This window comes from Chryseobacterium shigense (genome assembly GCF_900156575.1).
Lineage (GTDB): Bacteria > Bacteroidota > Bacteroidia > Flavobacteriales > Weeksellaceae > Chryseobacterium > Chryseobacterium shigense.
In genome coordinates, this window is sequence record NZ_FTNY01000001.1 from 419,165 (window position 1) to 437,402 (window position 18,238).

General features: G+C 37.5%; 17 protein-coding genes and 1 riboswitch. Of the genes, 10 read left to right on the plus strand and 7 right to left on the minus strand.

From position 1 onward, the window contains the following. Nucleotides 1-142 precede the first annotated feature (142 nt). From hisS to BW964_RS02040, 3 genes are all read right to left on the minus strand, one after another. On the minus strand, nucleotides 143-1,492 hold the full coding sequence (gene hisS, locus BW964_RS02030; RefSeq protein WP_076504274.1) for a histidine--tRNA ligase: 1,350 nt from the start codon (nucleotides 1,490-1,492) through the stop codon (nucleotides 143-145). Nucleotides 1,493-1,850: 358 nt separating this feature from the next. Further along, entirely contained in the window at nucleotides 1,851-2,306 is a 456-nt protein-coding gene (locus tag BW964_RS02035; protein ID WP_228432103.1) for an HRDC domain-containing protein, read from the minus strand. A gap of 14 nt (nucleotides 2,307-2,320) precedes the next feature. Further along, complete coding sequence (locus tag BW964_RS02040; RefSeq protein WP_076504276.1) at nucleotides 2,321-2,653, minus strand: single-stranded DNA-binding protein; 333 nt, start codon at nucleotides 2,651-2,653, stop codon at nucleotides 2,321-2,323. 431 nt (nucleotides 2,654-3,084) lie between these two features. Between BW964_RS02040 and BW964_RS02045 the strand changes: the two genes are divergently transcribed. The 8 genes from BW964_RS02045 to BW964_RS02080 all read left to right on the plus strand — a co-directional run bounded on the left by BW964_RS02045 (nucleotide 3,085) and on the right by BW964_RS02080 (nucleotide 8,811). Next, nucleotides 3,085-3,990 (plus strand): arginase family protein, encoded by a 906-nt coding sequence (locus tag BW964_RS02045; RefSeq protein ID WP_076504278.1) that lies wholly within the window; start codon nucleotides 3,085-3,087, stop codon nucleotides 3,988-3,990. Next, nucleotides 3,990-4,592 carry an HPP family protein gene (locus tag BW964_RS02050; protein WP_076504279.1) on the plus strand — a complete coding sequence of 201 codons (603 nt, stop codon included), beginning with the start codon at nucleotides 3,990-3,992 and terminating at the stop codon, nucleotides 4,590-4,592. Before BW964_RS02045 ends, BW964_RS02050 begins: the two co-directional genes overlap by 1 nt. A gap of 4 nt (nucleotides 4,593-4,596) precedes the next feature. Next, nucleotides 4,597-4,941: a hypothetical protein gene (locus BW964_RS02055; RefSeq protein ID WP_076504281.1), complete on the plus strand. Its 345-nt coding sequence runs from the start codon at nucleotides 4,597-4,599 to the stop codon at nucleotides 4,939-4,941. A gap of 26 nt (nucleotides 4,942-4,967) precedes the next feature. Beyond that, a complete protein-coding gene (locus BW964_RS02060; protein WP_076504282.1) occupies nucleotides 4,968-5,885 on the plus strand; it encodes a TIGR01777 family oxidoreductase in 918 nt (305 codons plus the stop codon). A gap of 30 nt (nucleotides 5,886-5,915) precedes the next feature. After that, nucleotides 5,916-6,497 carry a GDP-mannose pyrophosphatase NudK gene (nudK, locus tag BW964_RS02065; RefSeq protein ID WP_076504284.1) on the plus strand — a complete coding sequence of 194 codons (582 nt, stop codon included), beginning with the start codon at nucleotides 5,916-5,918 and terminating at the stop codon, nucleotides 6,495-6,497. 132 nt (nucleotides 6,498-6,629) lie between these two features. After that, nucleotides 6,630-7,298: a DUF2306 domain-containing protein gene (locus BW964_RS02070; RefSeq protein ID WP_076504285.1), complete on the plus strand. Its 669-nt coding sequence runs from the start codon at nucleotides 6,630-6,632 to the stop codon at nucleotides 7,296-7,298. 245 nt (nucleotides 7,299-7,543) lie between these two features. After that, entirely contained in the window at nucleotides 7,544-7,924 is a 381-nt protein-coding gene (locus BW964_RS02075) for a VOC family protein (protein ID WP_076504287.1), read from the plus strand. Nucleotides 7,925-8,046: 122 nt separating this feature from the next. Next, on the plus strand, nucleotides 8,047-8,811 hold the full coding sequence (locus BW964_RS02080) for a hypothetical protein (RefSeq protein WP_076504288.1): 765 nt from the start codon (nucleotides 8,047-8,049) through the stop codon (nucleotides 8,809-8,811). Between the two features lie 78 nt (nucleotides 8,812-8,889). On the opposite strand, the gene BW964_RS02085 is transcribed toward BW964_RS02080, so the two are convergent. Then, complete coding sequence (locus tag BW964_RS02085; protein WP_076504290.1) at nucleotides 8,890-9,351, minus strand: Lrp/AsnC family transcriptional regulator; 462 nt, start codon at nucleotides 9,349-9,351, stop codon at nucleotides 8,890-8,892. A gap of 154 nt (nucleotides 9,352-9,505) precedes the next feature. Continuing rightward, nucleotides 9,506-9,690, plus strand: a riboswitch (cobalamin riboswitch). A gap of 222 nt (nucleotides 9,691-9,912) precedes the next feature. Here BW964_RS02085 and metE point away from each other — a divergent pair. After that, nucleotides 9,913-12,240 (plus strand): 5-methyltetrahydropteroyltriglutamate--homocysteine S-methyltransferase, encoded by a 2,328-nt coding sequence (gene metE / locus BW964_RS02090; RefSeq protein ID WP_076504291.1) that lies wholly within the window; start codon nucleotides 9,913-9,915, stop codon nucleotides 12,238-12,240. A gap of 178 nt (nucleotides 12,241-12,418) precedes the next feature. Here metE and BW964_RS02095 read toward each other — a convergent pair whose 3' ends face one another. Both BW964_RS02095 and BW964_RS02100 read right to left on the minus strand, forming a co-directional pair. Next, the gene (locus tag BW964_RS02095) at nucleotides 12,419-13,267 is read right to left on the minus strand and encodes a GLPGLI family protein (RefSeq protein WP_076504293.1); all 849 of its coding nucleotides are present in this window, start codon (nucleotides 13,265-13,267) and stop codon (nucleotides 12,419-12,421) included. Nucleotides 13,268-13,569: 302 nt separating this feature from the next. After that, complete coding sequence (locus BW964_RS02100; RefSeq protein WP_076504294.1) at nucleotides 13,570-13,947, minus strand: helix-turn-helix domain-containing protein; 378 nt, start codon at nucleotides 13,945-13,947, stop codon at nucleotides 13,570-13,572. 334 nt (nucleotides 13,948-14,281) lie between these two features. Here BW964_RS02100 and BW964_RS02105 point away from each other — a divergent pair, with 334 nt between their 5' ends. Further along, nucleotides 14,282-14,728, plus strand: coding sequence for a KTSC domain-containing protein (locus BW964_RS02105; protein WP_073332254.1), 447 nt, complete (start codon nucleotides 14,282-14,284; stop codon nucleotides 14,726-14,728). Between the two features lie 317 nt (nucleotides 14,729-15,045). On the opposite strand, the gene BW964_RS02110 is transcribed toward BW964_RS02105, so the two are convergent. After that, entirely contained in the window at nucleotides 15,046-18,234 is a 3,189-nt protein-coding gene (locus tag BW964_RS02110; protein ID WP_076504296.1) for an efflux RND transporter permease subunit, read from the minus strand. Between the last annotated feature and the right edge of the window lie 4 nt (nucleotides 18,235-18,238).

Sequence of the window (18,238 nt, forward strand, 5' to 3'; positions counted from 1 at the left end):
CGGAAAGCTATAAACCACTATTTTAAAACAAATTATTTAACGCGATGATATCTTATCAAAAAGTAAACAATGTTTTGGATTCAATAAAAATAAAAAGCATTACCTGATCGATAATGCTTTTTGTTTATATTTTTTTTGGATATTATCCTAAAAATTCTTCCAGGGAAAGTGTGTTCTGCTCTCCGGCAGCAAGATCTTTAAAAGTAACCGTTCCGTTTTTAATCTCTTCTTCTCCTAAGAAAACAAGGTTTTTAATTCCTTTCTTTTCTGCATAGGTAAACTGTTTATTCAGTTTTGCATTTTCAGGATAAAGTTCAGCAGAAATTCCTTTTTCTCTTAACTTCATAATCAGTTTTAAAGCTTCTACCATTCCTTCTCCTCCGAAATTAGCAAACAGATATTCTACTTGAGTTGAAGCTTCTTCAGGGAAAAGACTAAGCTCTTCCATCACCAGGTAAACCCTATCCAAACCAAAGGAAACCCCAATTCCCGGAATATTTTTAACTCCGAAAACTTCTGTAAGGTTATCATATCTTCCACCACCTCCAATAGATCCCATGGCTACCTCATCTGCTTTTACTTCGAAAATAGCTCCGGTATAATAATCCAAACCTCTAGCAAGGGTAATATTGAATACAAGATTCTGCATGTCTACCCCAAGATTCATAGATTGAGTCAGAACAAACTCCAGCTCTTCTACTCCTTTCAGTCCTATTTCACTGTCTGCAAACTTCTCTTTTAGCTGCAAAAGATTTTCCAGAGCATCATCTGACTGATTAAATAAAAATTCTAATTTATCTATAGATTCCTGAGAAATTTCTCTTTCAAGCAACTCCTTTACGACTCCATCTTTCCCGATCTTATCGAGCTTGTCCAAAGCCACAGTAAATTCGATCAGTTTATCTGTAATCCCAGCATATTCTGCCAAACCGGAAAGAATCTTTCTGTTGTTCATATGAATGGTAACAGGAATTTTAAGATCTGAGAACGATTTCAGATACAGCTGAACCAAATCCACTTCCTGCAACAGGCTTTCACTTCCTACCACATCGGCATCACACTGGTAAAACTCTCTGAATCTTCCTTTCTGCGGACGGTCTGCTCTCCATACAGGCTGAATCTGATAACGCTTGTATGGAAAGGTAAGCTTTCCATGATTCATCGCTACGAATCTTGCAAAAGGTACGGTAAGGTCATAACGAAGGGCTTTATCAGAAATTTGTGAAATCAGTTTCTGATGGTTTTTATTGTCCCAGTCTTCCTGATTCACTTTTGAGGCGTATTCTCCTGAATTTAAAATTTTAAAGATCAGTCGGTCTCCTTCTTCTCCGTACTTTCCTGTCAAGGTTGAAAGATTTTCAAAGCTTGGTGTCTCCAAAGGTTGAAATCCGAATAATTCGAAATTCTTCTGTAAAATATTGATGATATATTTTCTTCTGGAAACTTCCTGTGCTGTAAAATCTCTCGTTCCTTTTGCTAAACTTGGCTTCATTTTATAATTGATAAATGATATTAATAATTAAACCTACTTAAACTAATCCGAAAATTCAAACCACAAAATACACAAAAGCAAACCACTTAAGTTTCATTGAAGCTGATCATAAAAATGGTTTATAAGAACACTTAAGTTTTTGAAAATCTTTTATTTCTCCCTGACATCATTTTAAATGAGTCAGGAATCAAACTTTAAACATACGTTCTCTAAAGCCTTTTTCTACAATAACTTTTACAGATTGAATAGATAAGCAGTGCAAAAATAAGGAATTGAAAGGACTTTTCCGAAACATAAAAAACTGGAGAAGAAATCGTCTCCAGTTCCCGATGTATTAATCATTATTGCATCTGAAAAATCATACGCTTTCCAGGATCTCCAGAATCTCTTCACCATAATTTTCAATCTTATGTTTTCCGAAACCTTTGATCTCAAGCAGCTCTTCTTTTTTCACAGGCTTGTACTTGGCTACAGACATGAGTTCTTTGTTGCTCGCGATAAAATAAGTGGGGAGATTCTGTTCTTTCGCCTTCTCTGATCTCCAGTATTTCAGGGCATCTAAAATTTTTTCTTCATCGGAGTTTAAAACGTCATTATCTGCAGAGTATTTTACTGCCTTTGGTTCTTTCACTATACTTTTAGCCGTTTTAGGCTCTTCAAAATACAGGACAACAGACCAATAAGATTCATCATTTACAAAAGCGGTTTCCACTTTTATAATTTCATTCACTTCCAGAAAGTGATCAAGTGTTTTTTGATCTTTGTAGAGAAATTCTTCGGGAAGCCTGATTTTAAAAACTCTTATTTTCATCATTTATGCTTTTAGAATTATTTGCCTCCCAAAAGAAGAATTTCATCTACTTTGATCTCTGTAATATATCGTTTCAAACCCTCTTTATCATCATATGACCTATAGGTAAGCTTTCCTTCAATAGCAATTTCTTTTCCTTTGGGTACGAATTTCTGAAGGATCTCAGCTGTTTTTCCAAAAGCAATCAGATTGTGCCATTGTGTTTCTTCTACTTTTTCGCCTTTGGCATTGGTGTAATGATCGCTGGTTGCCAGAGACACACTTGCTTTTACATTTCCGTTTTCGAAGTTTACCGTTTCAACTTCTTTTCCTGTGTAACCAATTAATGTTACTTTGTTTCTTAGTGACATAGCTTTAAAATTTTTAAGATTAATAATTCAGATCAGAGACGTTCACTGTGTTTCTCAAATCTCTGTTGCAAAGATTGTCACGCTGCAGCATCATAATCGGTTATAAACTATTTAAATTCGTTTGTAGTCGTTTGTGGTCGATTAAGATTCTTTTTTAAATTTTTAGACTCTTCGTTAAAGAGGGTAATTGAAATCAATTTCTTTTGATAAAATTCATTTATTTTTAATTGGAAAAAAATTGTGACTATTCTTTAATTCAGAGGTTAAAATTTATGATCAGTTTCCATCGGTTGAAATTTTAAAATGATATGATGATTTTCTTGGATTATTCTTATCACAATATCAGTCAAAAAACATTCAAGAAAAGATCTTCTGTAGAACTTTACCCGTTTTCAAACGGATAATTCCGTACCTTTGAGCAAATATCATCTATGAAAAGGGACATCAATATTTTTGAGTTTCCTCTCAATTTGGGATTAAAGAAAAAAGAGCACGAAATCGAGCCCGGTGTCAGAAAGCTTCCGGACGGGTTCAGAAAATTTGATTTTCACAAAGAAATCAATCCTCAAAATATTTTCAGACTGGATGCACCTGACTATTCGATGGAAATTGATCAGGAATCGGGGGTTTTAAATGCAGAGGGCATTATCGAATATGCCAAGGAACAGGCAGACTTTATTTCAGAAAACCATAAAGAAGACGCTTTCAACATTATACTTGGAGGTGATTGCAGTATCCTGATAGGAACTGCTCTGGCATTAAAAAAGCTTGGAAATTTCGGATTATTCTACCTTGATGGGCATACCGATTTTATTCCCGCTCATCTTTCAGAAACCGCTGCGGCTGCAGGAATGGATCTTGCCATTATTACCGGAACAGGACATGAAAAATTAACCGATATTCAAGGGCTCAAACCCTATTTTTTAGAAGAAAACATCTATTGTGCAGGAAATGCGGAAACTGATGATGATGAATATGTACAGCAGATCATTCATTCTGACATTCATTATTTTGATCTGTACGAGCTTCGAAAAAATGGCTTCGGAAAAACAGCCGGAGATTTTTTAAAAATGGTTTATAGCAAAGCATTGGACGGCTTTTTCATTCATCTTGATGTGGATGTTTTGAGTGATGAACTGATGCCCGCTGTAGACAGCAGAATGGATGACGGAATCGACTATACGAATCTAAGGGAAATCCTGAAACCGCTGGTCCACTCTCCCCTATGCTTCGGAATAGAAATCACGGTGCTAAATCCTGATGATGATAAAGCCGGATCTTATACCCAACCGTTTGTAAAGAATTTAATTCAAATAATAAAAAATAAAGAAGATTAATGAAGAAGACGATCAAAAGAACATTCAGAGTATCAAAATACGTGATCTATAAGGAAACGCTTGTTGACTATAAAGAACATTTCTGGTCATTTCTGGGAGCGTTTGTAGGAATTGGAATCATTGCTTTTATCCAGTCCCATTCTGTATCCGCTACAGAAAATATATTCCTGATCGGGTCTTTCGGAGCCTCCAGTGTTTTGATTTATGGTGCTATCCAGAGCCCTTTGGCACAACCCAGAAATCTTATAGGGGGACACGTTATTTCAGCTATTGTAGGGGTTACCGTGTATAAAATCGTTCCTGATATTATCTGGCTCTCTGCACCGCTGGCCGTAGCCCTTTCTATTGTGATGATGCAGTATACCAAAACACTTCACCCACCCGGAGGAGCCACCGCCCTTATCGCGGTGAGTTCTGCAGGAAAGATTCCAGAGCTGGGATATTGGTACGTTCTTTCTCCTGTATTGTCGGGTTGTATCATTCTTCTGCTTACCGCTTTATTGTTCAACAATTTGACAGCAAACAGGAGCTATCCCAACCACAGCAGATTCAAAAGGTTATTACGGAAAAAACATGAGCATACACACAAAATGAAAAAATAAAACCATGGAATGTCTTGAATGTGGCGAAAAAATTATCGGAAGATCTGATAAAAAGTTCTGCAATGATGCCTGCCGTAATGCCTATAACAATAAGCAGAACAAAGATTCCACCAATCTGATGCGGAATGTGAACAACAAACTCCGTAAAAACTACCGGATCCTGATGGAACTGAATACGGATGGTAAAGCCAAAATTGCAAAATCCCGAATGGATGGCTTGGGTTTTGATTTTGATTACTTCACCCAACTGAAAGTTTATAAAAACGGTTCTGAATATCGGTTTATTTATGATTACGGGTATAAACTTTTAGAAGAAGACTTTGTTCTGATTGTAAGAAATCAGGCTTAATTCTACATCATCCAAAATAAAGTATTATGAAAGAAATTGTTCTGATAACCGGCGGTGGTGGCATGATCGCCCGTACGTTGTCTAAAAAAATAGAAAAAGAATACACCGTAAGATTCCTTACCCGAAAGAAAAAACATGAAAATGATTTTGAATGGGACCTCAAAAAGGGAACAATGGACGAATCTGCGTTGGAGAATGTGTCTCACATCATTCATCTTGCAGGAGCTAATATCTCTGAAAAGCGCTGGACAGATGAGCGAAAAAAAGAGTTAATCTCCAGCCGGGTAGATTCTGCGGAACTTCTTTTGAAAACATTAAGAAAGAAGAATATTAAACTTAAATCATTCATTTCTGCCTCTGGAATCAATTATTATGGCACAGTAACTACCGATAAAATCTATACGGAACAAGATCCTCCCGGAAATGATTTTCTGAGTGAAGTAGTGGTGGTATGGGAAAAAGCAGCTGATGAATTTAAAGAGCAGAATCTTGCCGAAAGAGTGGTAAAAGTAAGGACAGCCGTGGTTCTGTCTAAAGAAGATGGTGCTCTGAAAAAAATGCTACCCACCATACAATACGGAATAGGATCTCCTTTAGGAAGCGGAAAACAATATATGCCATGGATTCACATTGAAGACATCTGCTCGATCTATGCTTCCGCTTTGAAAAACACTCATATGGACGGAGCTTACAATGCGGTCTCTCCACAACACACCACCAATGAAAACCTGACGAAAAAGATGGCCGAAGTTCTAAAGAAACCTTTGTTTATGCCTAATGTGCCATCGTTTGTTCTGAAATTGATTTTTGGAGAACTGGCAGATGCTTTGCTGGAAGGTTCCCGGGCTTCTGCGCAAAAAATTACGGATACCGGATTTCAGTTTCAGTTTCCTGATTTGAAAAAGGCATTGGAAAATTTATTAATTCATCATCAAACAAAATAAAAATCATTCAAAAGATTTTATCAATAAACTATGCAGAATCCTAACATTACTATTCTTACAACAGAAATTTTATCAGACAACTGGTACACCCTCAATAAAGTCACTTACAGCATTGAAAAGAAAGACGGAACCAAGGAAACCCAAAGCAGAGAAGCTTATGACCGCGGAAACGGAGCGGTAATACTGCTTTATAATAAAATGGCAGGAACGGTGATTCTTACCAGACAATTCAGACTCCCGACTTTCATCAATGGAAATACAACAGGAATGCTCATCGAAGCCTGCGCAGGTTTACTGGATAATGATCATCCTGAAGAATGCATCAAAAGAGAAACAGAAGAAGAAACGGGATACAAAATATCGACAGTGGAAAAAGTATTTGAAGCCTATATGTCACCCGGTTCTGTAACGGAGATTCTTCATTTTTTCACGGCTGAATATTCTGCTGAAATGAAAATTGCAGATGGCGGCGGACTGGAAGAAGAAGGTGAACATATTGAAGTTTTGGAACTTCCTTTTGAGCAGGCACTTTCTATGGTAGATACAGGAGAAATCATGGATGCTAAAACCATTATGCTGTTGCAGCATTTACGGATTAAAGGTATTCTATAAAAACAAGATGAGAAAGTTATTACCCACTTTGGCTTTGCTAAGTATGATCTGCTGTCAGGAAAAGCCTCAAAACGAAAAAAAAGTCACCGAAACGGAAACGCAGATTAAAGATGTTTTAAGCAGCTAAAACCAATGAACAGATCTCTTGGGATAAAGATCATCAGGGTACTTTCTATCCTTGCCATTTTGATTTTCAGTATACTGATGCTGAAAACCATCTCCCAATATACAGGTTTTGACAAAAATGTGGGTTTTCTGCTATTTAAACAGAAAGTGGTTCACAATCCATATTGGATGGCTTTTTTTTACATTCATATTTTTTCTGTCACGCTTTGTCTTCTGGCCGGACTGACTCAATTTTCGAATCGGTTTTTATCAGAAAACAGAAAATTGCATCACTGGATAGGGCGCATTTACGTTTACAATATTCTCTTCATTAATGTTCCAGCGTGTTTTGTTCTGGGATTGTTTTCCAATGGTGGACTGATAGGAATTACCGGATTTATTTTACAGGATATTCTTTGGGCCTGCTTCACTATTAAAGCTGTTCTTTTGATTAAAAAAGGAAATAGTACAGGACACAGGAAATACATGATCCTTAGCTATGCCATTACCATTACGGCCATCACTTTCAGAATGATCAAAAATGTGTTCTATCAGGAAAGTGTATATGATTATGAACTATTTTACGGACTGAACGTCTGGGTTTCAATGATGATCAATCTTTCTATAGCATTTTTTATTATACATCAAAAAACATTACCGCTCGAAACTGACAGTATTGATAAAAATAATAAATGAAATGACCAGAAGCAGAGCCAATGAGCCAATGAAGATCAGCGTATTCCATAATGTTTTATACTGAGATTTTAAAGTCCATCTATTAAAATACCTCATAACAAGATATGCTAATGAACCATAGATCAACAAAATAAAAAGATAAAAAAAGATAAGAGAACTCATAGATATTAATTTATATCAAAACTATTATTTTAAAATTAAAAAACAATAAGCAGATCTATAAATAAGGGTAATAAAAAAAGAAAATGGAAATAGAAAACCTAGACCACATCGTCCTCACCGTTGCCAGCATTGATAAAACCGTAGAATTTTACACCTCTATTCTGGGCTTTCAGGGAATCACTTTCGGGGAAGGAAGAAAAGCCCTGACATTCGGGAACCAAAAGATCAATCTGCATCAGAAAGGTCATGAATTTGAACCAAAAGCGGAAAACCCTACCTGCGGCTCCGCAGACCTTTGCTTTATTGCAAAAACGGATATTCAGGAGGTGCTGGAAGAGCTGAAACAGAAAAATATAGAAATTGTCGAGGGAATTGTCGAAAGAACCGGTGCTCTGGGGAAAATAAAATCTGTGTATTTCCGCGATCCGGATATGAACCTCATTGAAGTAAGTCAGTACTCATGATACTAAACCTATCTCAGTCCATTAAGATAAGATAGAAACTCTTTCTAATTCAAATCTAAAATATTAATTTTACAGCTGAATACTAAAAAATATTTTCAAAAAAACATCGCCTGTCCGGATCTATGAAAAAATTACTAATTACCCTTTCACTGGCTCTTTCTGTAACCGTCTGGGGACAGAAAAAAACAACGAAGACCAATACTCTGGTATTGTATACGTACCAAACCTTTAACTGTGAAAATAAAGGATATTTTGATCCCGGAAAATACAAAAAAGAGGAAATAGACGGAGTTAATAAACTTCTCTATCAGTTTAACAGCGGTTTGTTTGACAGCCATAGTGTCTTTAAGCTTTCTGATCTTGACGATGTCCGAAAAAATAAAAACATCTATCTGCAGCAACTGGAAAAGCAATACCAGGAAAAGAAAAAAGAGCTGTACGCTATACAGGTCATCAATCTTCCGGAATGGAAAAAACTTCACCAGGAAACCATTCAGACTTTTGAAAACGAATACCAGCTGAAAAAAGAAGATCTTATCGCCTATTCTGATCCAGCTTCATTGAAAAACAGCAAATATTACACTACCTGCAAAGAATATATCGACGCAGTTTCTTCTCCTGACAAACAAAAAATGTACACCGTCTGGAAAAACTTTGTGGAAGCCAAAAGCAAAGAGAATTCTAATCCGCAATTAGTCATTGATAAATTCAAGGCCCAATTCAACGATCCAAGGAAAGATGATTATGCCCTGATCCAACTGATTGGTTTCGGCTTCTACAACTGTGCCAATGGCAGTTTCAGGCCCGACCCGAATGATGAAGGTACGCTCTATGAAAAATTTGATAAGGTCTTTACAAAACTGAAGGCAGATTGTGATGAGCCGTGATTTTGATTGAAAAATTGAATGATTTAAAAATTTAAAAATTATAAGGGCAGTATTCTTTGGGATCCTGTTTTTTATTTTCTAAATACTCACCCCATGAATATTTTTCACTTCAGCCATCACAAAAGTGCTGTGTGCACTACCGATGGAATCTACTGAGCCCAGTTTATTGAATACAAAATCCTGGTAATGCTTCATATCCCTTACCTGAACTTTGAGCAGAAAATCAAAATCCCCGGAAATATTATAGCATTCGGCAACCTCGTCAATCTGTACAATTTCTTCAACAAATTGATTTCCCACGGAACGGTCATGGATCTTAAGTTTGATCTGGCAAAAAACCGTAAAACCGCGATTCAGTTTTTCTGCTTCCAGAACCGCTGCATAATGTTTGATGTATCCCTCCTGCTCCAGCCTTTTCACCCGCTCGAAAACAGGTGATGGTGAAAGATTAATCTCTTTGGCAAGCTCCTTTACGGTAAGTTTCGCATTCTTTTGGAGGATTCTTAGCAGCTGAAGATCCTTTTCGTCAAGTCTTTCCACAGAATAATATTCTTTTTAGGGTTATTTTTTTCAAATGTACAGAATATATGACTTTAAAATAAAATTAAAACAGGATTATATTCTTAATTTAAGGCATTAAACCAATCAATTCACTTTAATCAATACCTTTACTCCAGATTTTGTTCTTTAACATTCTTCATCAAACAGAAGAGGTTTTACTTAAGGTAGATTAATAGGGAATCGTGTGAGAATCACGAGCTGTCGCGCAACTGTAAGTAGCATACCAAAGGTTTTTGTCCAAGAATATCCACTGTGCAAGCGGGAAGGATGATAAAAACCGTTACAAGTCAGGAGACCTGCCTATTCTGAATGGACAATGCTTTCGCGGTTTGAAGCTTTATAAGTCATACAGATGATACTTTTTGAACGTATTGGATCGTTCACTTTTAACCCCATTAAAAAGATCCATCCTATTGTTAATGGGAAAACTACGTCCTCACGGTATCTGCTCTATTTCTAAAAACTACTTTATCCGGCGGCATTGCGAAGCATTCTAAAAGAACTTTACCATTATTATTTAATTAAAAAGTTGAAAAGAAAATGCAAACACACCTACTTGGCTATCCGCGTATTGGTAGCAACAGAGAACTGAAAAAAGCCTGCGAAAATTATTGGTCCGGCAAAATCGTTTTAGACGAATTGCTTGAAGTTGGTAAAACTATTGTACACAGCAACTGGACCCTGCAAAAGGAAGCTGGAATAGATCTTATTCCCTGTAACGATTTTTCGTACTACGACCAGGTTTTGGATATGACCTTAACGGTGGGAGCCATTCCCGAACGTTATCAGGAAATTGCTTTAAAAAAATCTGACCCTGATCTCTACTTTGCTATGGCAAGAGGCTTTCAGAAAGATGGTTTGGATATTACCGCGATGGAAATGACGAAGTGGTTTGACACCAATTATCACTATATAGTCCCTGAATTTCAGAAAAATCAGGAATTCAGATTATTTTCCAATAAAATCATTCAGGAATTCATCAGTGCCCAACAAGCCGGAATCAATGCAAAACCTGTCATTATCGGTTTGCTGACTTATTTATTATTAGGAAAAGAAAAAGAAGAAGGCTTCGATAAGCTGGATTTAGCTCAAAACTTACTTCCGGTGTATATTCAGATTTTAACAGAACTGGAAAATCACGGTGCGGAATATATTCAGTTTGATGAGCCTTTCCTGGCATTGGATTTAAATGAAAAAGCAAAGGAAACCTATCTGTTTATTTATACTGAAATCAGGAAACAATTTCCCAATTTAAAGTTCATTGTAGCCTCATATTTTGATGGATTAAAAGATAATCTTTCACTGGCAGCTTCACTTCCGGTGGATGTCTTACACATTGATCTGGTTCGAGCTCCCGGACAGCTGGATGAGGTTTTACAGGCTATCCCGCAAACAATGAGCGTTTCTTTAGGCATTGTAGACGGAAGAAACATCTGGAAAAACGATTTTGAAAGGTCATTACAATTTATAGAAAAAGCAATCCATACTATCGGTTCAGAGAGAGTTTTCATTGCTCCCTCATGTTCCCTTCTCCACTCTCCTTTCGATCTGGATTCAGAAAAAAATGAAGATATTCTATCACCTGAGATCAAACAGTGGCTGGCTTTTGCCAAACAAAAAGTCTATGAAATTGTTGTCTTAAAAAAACTGGCTTCAGGAAATGCAGATTATCAGGCTTTACAGCAATATGCCGAGAATAAAAAAGCCATCGATACCCGTAAGACATCAACACTGATCCACAATCAGAAGGTAAAAGACCGGGTAGAGTTAACCACTGAAGATGATGCGAAAAGAAACAGCCCGTTCAGTACACGGAAAGAAGAGCAGCAAAAAGTTCTGCAACTTCCTTTGTTTCCAACGACCACCATCGGGTCTTTTCCTCAAACTAAAGAGGTAAGAACCTGGAGATCAAAATTCAAAAAAGGAGAACTGACTGCCGCACAATACGATGATCTGCTAAAGAAGGAAACGGAAAGAACGATCCGCTGGCAGGAAGAAATAGGAATCGATGTATTGGTTCATGGAGAATTTGAACGAAATGATATGGTGGAATACTTTGGCGAGCAGCTTGACGGGTTTGCCTTTACTCAAAACGGTTGGGTCCAAAGCTACGGAAGCCGCTGCGTAAAACCTCCGGTCATCTATGGTGACGTACACAGACCTCATCCGATGACGGTTTACTGGTCTCAGTATGCGCAGTCTCTCACCCAAAAATGGGTAAAAGGAATGCTGACGGGACCTGTAACCATTTTGCAATGGTCTTTCGTCCGTGATGATCAACCCCGATCGGTCACCTGTAAACAAATTGCTCTTGCAATCCGCGATGAGGTCAACGATTTAGAAAAGGCAGGCATCAGAATTATTCAGATTGACGAACCAGCCATCAGGGAAGGACTTCCTCTCAGAAAATCCGAATGGCAGCAATACCTTGAATGGGCTGTAGAAGCGTTCAGAATTTCAGCTTCGGGTGTGGAAGATACGACACAGATTCATACGCATATGTGCTATTCTGAATTCAACGATATCATTCAGAATATTGCAGATATGGATGCTGATGTGATTACGATCGAATGTTCCAGAAGCCAGATGGAGTTGCTTCAGGCTTTTGCAGATTTCAAATATCCGAATGAGATCGGTCCGGGAGTGTATGATATTCACTCACCAAGAGTTCCTTCCAAAGAGGAAATGATTCACCTGTTGAAAAAGGCACAGGCCGTCATTCCGGCACAACAGCTTTGGGTCAATCCTGATTGTGGATTGAAAACCCGGCATTGGGATGAAACGGAAAAGGCTTTGATTGCCATGGTGGAAGCCTCGAAAGATGCTGCCTCCGCCTATGCCAGACAGGAAAATCTGAACAATCATTGATTATTTTTTCTAAGCAGGAGTTTTTACTTCTGCTTTTTTTATTTTAATCTAAGCCGGTTCATCGGTTCAATCTGTGTAAGTTTTTTAACGCAAAGGCTTAAAAGTAACTCTGTTGATTTTCAGGAAAGCAAAGAAAAGATCAATTTTTGAAATGGGATTGATAAAGCGGATAAGATTTCTATTCCAATTCCAGGGGATTTTCATATTTCAGGTTTTCTTCTCTTTCTTTTTCTCTTTGCCTTAGCATTTCCTGTCCTTTCAGGATGGTGGTTCCATAGCTTGCAAAGACGGCAGCTGCGTTTGCATCTGCATTTCGTAATGCCTGCTTAAGTTTAGGCTGTGTGGTTTCTATGGCTTCAGTATATCTGTTTTTCTTTATATTGATAAATTTTCCCTTCAATTTGGAATCAGAGACAGATTTCACAAGCTCAAAACTGTAATCACCCTGATCATCTTTTATTTCAATGATTAAACCAGGTAATCCGCTAAATTTATAAGGACCATAGGGCAAAGGAATTTCTGGGGCATACCAGGCAATCCAATGTCTTCCTTTAAAGGTAATTTCTGCCTTTTTACAATGAAATGTATTGATTACCTTGGTTTCATCTATAAGGTTCCAATTCTTTATGACCGGTTGTTTATAGGTAAGTAAAGCCATTCCTACTGATCTGAAGTACTGTATATTTTCATTTGATTGTATTATGGTAAAGGATAGATCTGTTTTGGGGATCACGACTCCTTCTTTATAACTGAGCGTTATACTTCCATTGGAATGATTAGTCGTTGTTCTTGAATTCTCCATTACAGAATCTCCTTTCAGCGATATTGTACTCGCAAAAAATGCACGATTATCAGCTATTTGTAATGAAAAAAGCTCTTCATGTCTATTATCCGTTCGTTGATCAAATTTAGCTTTTAATTGATAGGTGAAATCACCTCGTAAAGGATCTCCACTATGTGATTGAGCATAAAATAAAATACCAAAAAAGAATAGTAATAATTGAAGGATTTTTTTAGGATAATACATAGAACATTTAAAATTGAGCCATAAATACATCTAATTAATTCAAATGAAAGGGATTTTTTTATTATGTTAATTTATTTAATAACAGACACTTACACCAAAAACAAAAGCTCTATTTTTTTAAATTAAAAACTAATAAGCTTAGATTTTTTTACTGTAATTGGTGCTAAATAATGAATATTAAGAAATCAATTCAACATAAGTAATTTTTCAGCTATACTTAGCATCTTTATATATCTTTGATACAGAAACGGAAAGCGCACCAGAATTCTGATGCGCTTTTAAAATTTATTATCAACGGGAAATTATTTCCCCGGTTTATTCTGCTTCTCACTAAGCCTGCTGACTTCTTCTTTGAGCAAGGCAATATACTCCTGCAAATTCTTAATTAAAGAAATGCTGAGTTCATTATTAAAAGTATGAACATTTGATCCTGCACCAGGGCTGTCATTAAATGTAGAATTGTTATTATTAACAATCATCACCCCTTCTTCCTCTTCATAGATTTCCTCTAGCGGAACCTCCAGAAAAGCAGCAATTTTGTCCCATTCCCTTTGTACAATTTTCACATCACCACTTTCTTTTCTGCTATAGTTGGAGACATCTGTTGCAATGATATCAGCAATCTGTTGATGAGTATATCCTTTTTTCTTTCGTACTGTACGTAATTTTTCTTTTTGCATGATTTGCTTTTTTACAAATATAAAAAAAAATAAGAACGAATAAATCATCTGTTATTCGTATTTTAAGGATGCTGAGTTCAGAATCGCAACAAGAACTGAAGGACATTTTTATTGTTTTTTCACCTGAATAAATTCCCTTGAAGAGATGATTTCAGGAGGAAGCCTTGTCAAGGTTTAAAACCTTGACAAGGCTAACGGCTTATTCCTTTGGTAAAAAACCAAAAACACAGTGTATTTTATTTATTTCTTAAACTTGAAATAAATTAATACTGAATAACTTACAATTTTCAAATTAAAAAGCTTAATTTTGCACCCCGAAATAAGGATCATACATATGAAAAGAGTTGGTGAACACAGAAAGCTTCTTGGAGTTGATAAAACTGTCACTTTAAAGGAATTAAAAACAATTTACAGAAATACGATGAAAGATTCGCATCCTGATAAATTTGCCAATGACGAAGCCGGAAAGCTGGAAGCAGAAGAAAAAAGCAAGGCCGTGATTGAAGCCTACCATTTTTTGGTAAGCATCAACGAGGAAACGCAGGAAAAATATAAAGAAGAATACACGGAGACGATCACAAAATCTAATATTCAGGATTTCTATCTTGAGAAAGCAGTATTGAAGGTTCAGCATCTGAACGGAAATATGTATGAATATATTGGTGTTCCAAGAAATACCTATATCAAAATGGTGAATTCTGATTCTCCAAGCCGTTTTGCAAGAAGACACATTTACGGAAGTTTTATCTACAGAAAAGCTGGTGAAGCTATGGCAGACTAATTTTCTGTATACTCCATAATAAGCAAAGGCTTTCGGTTCATTCTGGAAGCTTTTTTTTATGACTGAACTTTAATTTTGCGGCTTCATTGTAACGCAAAGAGCTCAAAGTTTTTTCTAAAATGAATGGAATATATTTTTGCTCGCAAGGGCGTTTCACTCAGCAAAATCACAGTCAATTTATCAACCAGACCATTTTATCAAAACAGTTCTCGGATCAATTTGAAATGACAGATTGAACGGAAAATATTTTATTAAATGTAAAACCAAAAAGCGCATCAGAAATCTGATGCGCTTTGGGTTAATTAAAGGTTGTTATATTAGTCTACGTGTTTCGGAGTATATCCGTCTTCACTTAGTTCTTTATGTTCATATTCAGCTTTCATTTCAGCATCGTAGTCTACTTTTTCACCTTTGCCCATTCTTCTCAGAATAGAATCAAATAATGAATACACTACCGGTACAATGATCAACGTCAGGAATAATGATGAAGTCAAACCACCGATGATTACCCAAGCCAATCCGTTGTTCATTTCTGCTCCTGCTCCTTTTGCAATCGCAATCGGGATCATACCGAAGATCATGGCAATCGTGGTCATCAGGATCGGACGAAGACGTGCATGGTTGGCCTGAATCAAAGCATCATGCGTATTGGCACCGGCTTCTTTTCTCATATTCGCAAAGTCGACAATCATAATCGCGTTCTTCGCGACCAGACCAATCAACATGATCATCCCCAGCATCGTAAAGATGTTCAATGAATTTCCTGTGATGGCAAGAATGACCATTACTCCGATCAATGCCAGAGGAATGGAGAACAATACCACAAACGGATAGACAAATGAATCATACAGTGAAACCATTACGAGGTAAACCAATACAATAGCGGCCATCAATGCAATTCCTAAAGTACCGAAACCTTCGGTCTGGTTTTCCATATCACCACTCCAGATATAGCTTACACCCGCTGGTTTAGTCTTCGCGTTATCCATGAACTGAGCTGCCCATTCGTTGGCAACGTCTCCTACAGGACGACCTACTACTTTAGATTTTACCTTTACAGAAGGGGATTTGTCTCTACGTTCCAATAAACTTGGTCCGGAACCCATTTTCACCTCTGCAAACTGGCTTAGTCTGATCTGTTCTCCCTGAGGGTTTGTAAACATCAGGTTTCTTACATCATCAATCGACTGTCTGTTCGCATCTCCAAAACGGATGTTGATATCATATTCGTATTCTCCGGCTCTGAATTTTCCGTCTGTATTTCCACTGAATGCAGTCTGCATCGTTTGTCCTACACTGGAAAGATTCAAGCCTAAAGACGCCATTTTATCTCGGTCTATATTCACCTGAACTTCAGGGTTTCCAGAGTCTGTTGATAATTCAGCATCTACAGATCCGGGTACTTTTTTAAGCAGTTCAAGAATTCTGTTCGCTTCTTTATTGGCTGTTTCGTTATCCTGAGCTGTCACCACCATTTCAATCGGCGCATTATCTGCTCCCATTAATCCGATCGGTGCGGTTTTAAACTCAACACCTGTGAATTTTTCTTCTAAAGCTCTCTTGATTTTCGCAGATTTGATATCTGTACTTTCGTTACGCTCAGATTTATCAACCAAAATCACTTGAATCTCTGATTGGTACAATGTAGCCTGTGCCCCACCAAAACCTGATGACTGCTGACCCACCGTGGTGATCATATCCACTACATCTTTATCATTTCTAAGGTATTTTTCAACCGCTAAAGTCACCTGATTGGTTTTTTCTACCGAAGCATCTTTTGGTAATTCCATCTGAACAAGGAACTGTCCTCTGTCCATTTTAGGGAAGAATTCACCCCCGATAAATCCAAAAGCCACCAACATAAATGAAGAAATCAGGATAATGAATGTTACAATCACCGTCATCACTCTTCTTAACGTAGATTTCAATGCCCACTCCAGAATTCCTGTGATCCAGTGCGTGAATTTTTCCAACTGCTTTTCAAACCAAAGGATAAATTTCTCAAAAGGATTTTTACCAGTCAAATGAACCAGTTTACCATATCTTGAAGATAACCAAGGAATGATGGTAAATGAAGCTAATAACGAGAATAATGTCGCAATAACCACCGTGACACAGAACTGCGCCAGGATATCAGATACCAACCCCGAACTCATCGCAATCGGTAAGAATACCACCACGATTACCAGGGTAATTGCCGTTACGGTAAATCCAATCTCTGAAGCACCATCGTAAGCTGCACGAATTCTGCTTTTCCCCATCTCCATGTGACGGTAAACGTTCTCCAAAACCACAATCGCATCATCCACAAGGATACCCACTACCAATGAAAGTCCTAGTAAACTCATCAGGTTTAAGGTATAGCCCATCAGATACATTCCGATCACCGTTGCAATCAATGACATCGGAATAGATACCATTACAATAAATGCGTTTCTGATGTTGTGAAGGAACAATAACATGACTACTGCTACCAGGATAATTGCTAAGAATAAATCGAAGATCACGTGGTCTGCCGCTTCAAGCGTAAAGTCTGTGGTATCATCTACAATATTGATCTTAATTCCCTGAGTTTTATAGTTGTCCTGAACATTGGCAATTGTTTTCTGAATCGCTTCTGAAACCGAAACTGCATTGGCATCAGACTGTTTCTTAACCTGAAGTAAAATCGTTGAATTCTGGTTGTATCTCGCTACTTTTTCAACATCTTTTTGGGTATCGAAAACCGTTGCAATATCAGACAAACGAACCTGAGCTCCATTTTTATTGGAAACCACAAGGCTGTTCATTTCAGCTACACTTTTGTATTTTCCTGAAAGTCTGATCGTAGATCTTGACGTTCTTGTTTTCAAAGCTCCCGTCGGGAAATCTAAATTTGAAGAAAGAATGGCCTGCTGCACATCCGCGATGGCAATACCGTACCCCTGCATTTTCTTTTCATCCAGACTTACCTGAATTTCTCTCTCCTGCCCTCCTACAAGATCCACCTGAGCAACCCCGTTGACACGGGAAAAAATAGGTTCAATCTTTTTATCTAAAAGGTCATACAGGTCTTTATTATTCAATTTATCACTGGAAATACTCAACGTCATGATCGGAAGATCATCCAGTGAGAACTTCTGCAGTGAAGGCGGATCTGCGTCGTCCGGAAGATCTGCCAGAATAGCGTTTACCTTTCTCTGTGCATCATTCAAAGCATAGTTTACATCGGCACCGGTATTCAGCTGAACCATGATCACCGATAAACTTTCGTAAGAGGAAGATTCTACTTTTTTTACGTTTTCCAGTGAACCTACGGCATCTTCAATCTTTCGGGTGACCGAAGTTTCCACCTCTGCAGGCGAAGCTCCCGGATATACCGTAGAAATGGTTACCATATTGGTTTCAAACTTCGGAATCAACTCGTACCCCATCATGGAGTAACTTAATAAACCACCCAACGTCAGTATCGTAAACAATACGATAACCAGGGACGGCCTTTTAATGGATATTTCTGCTAACTTCATCTTA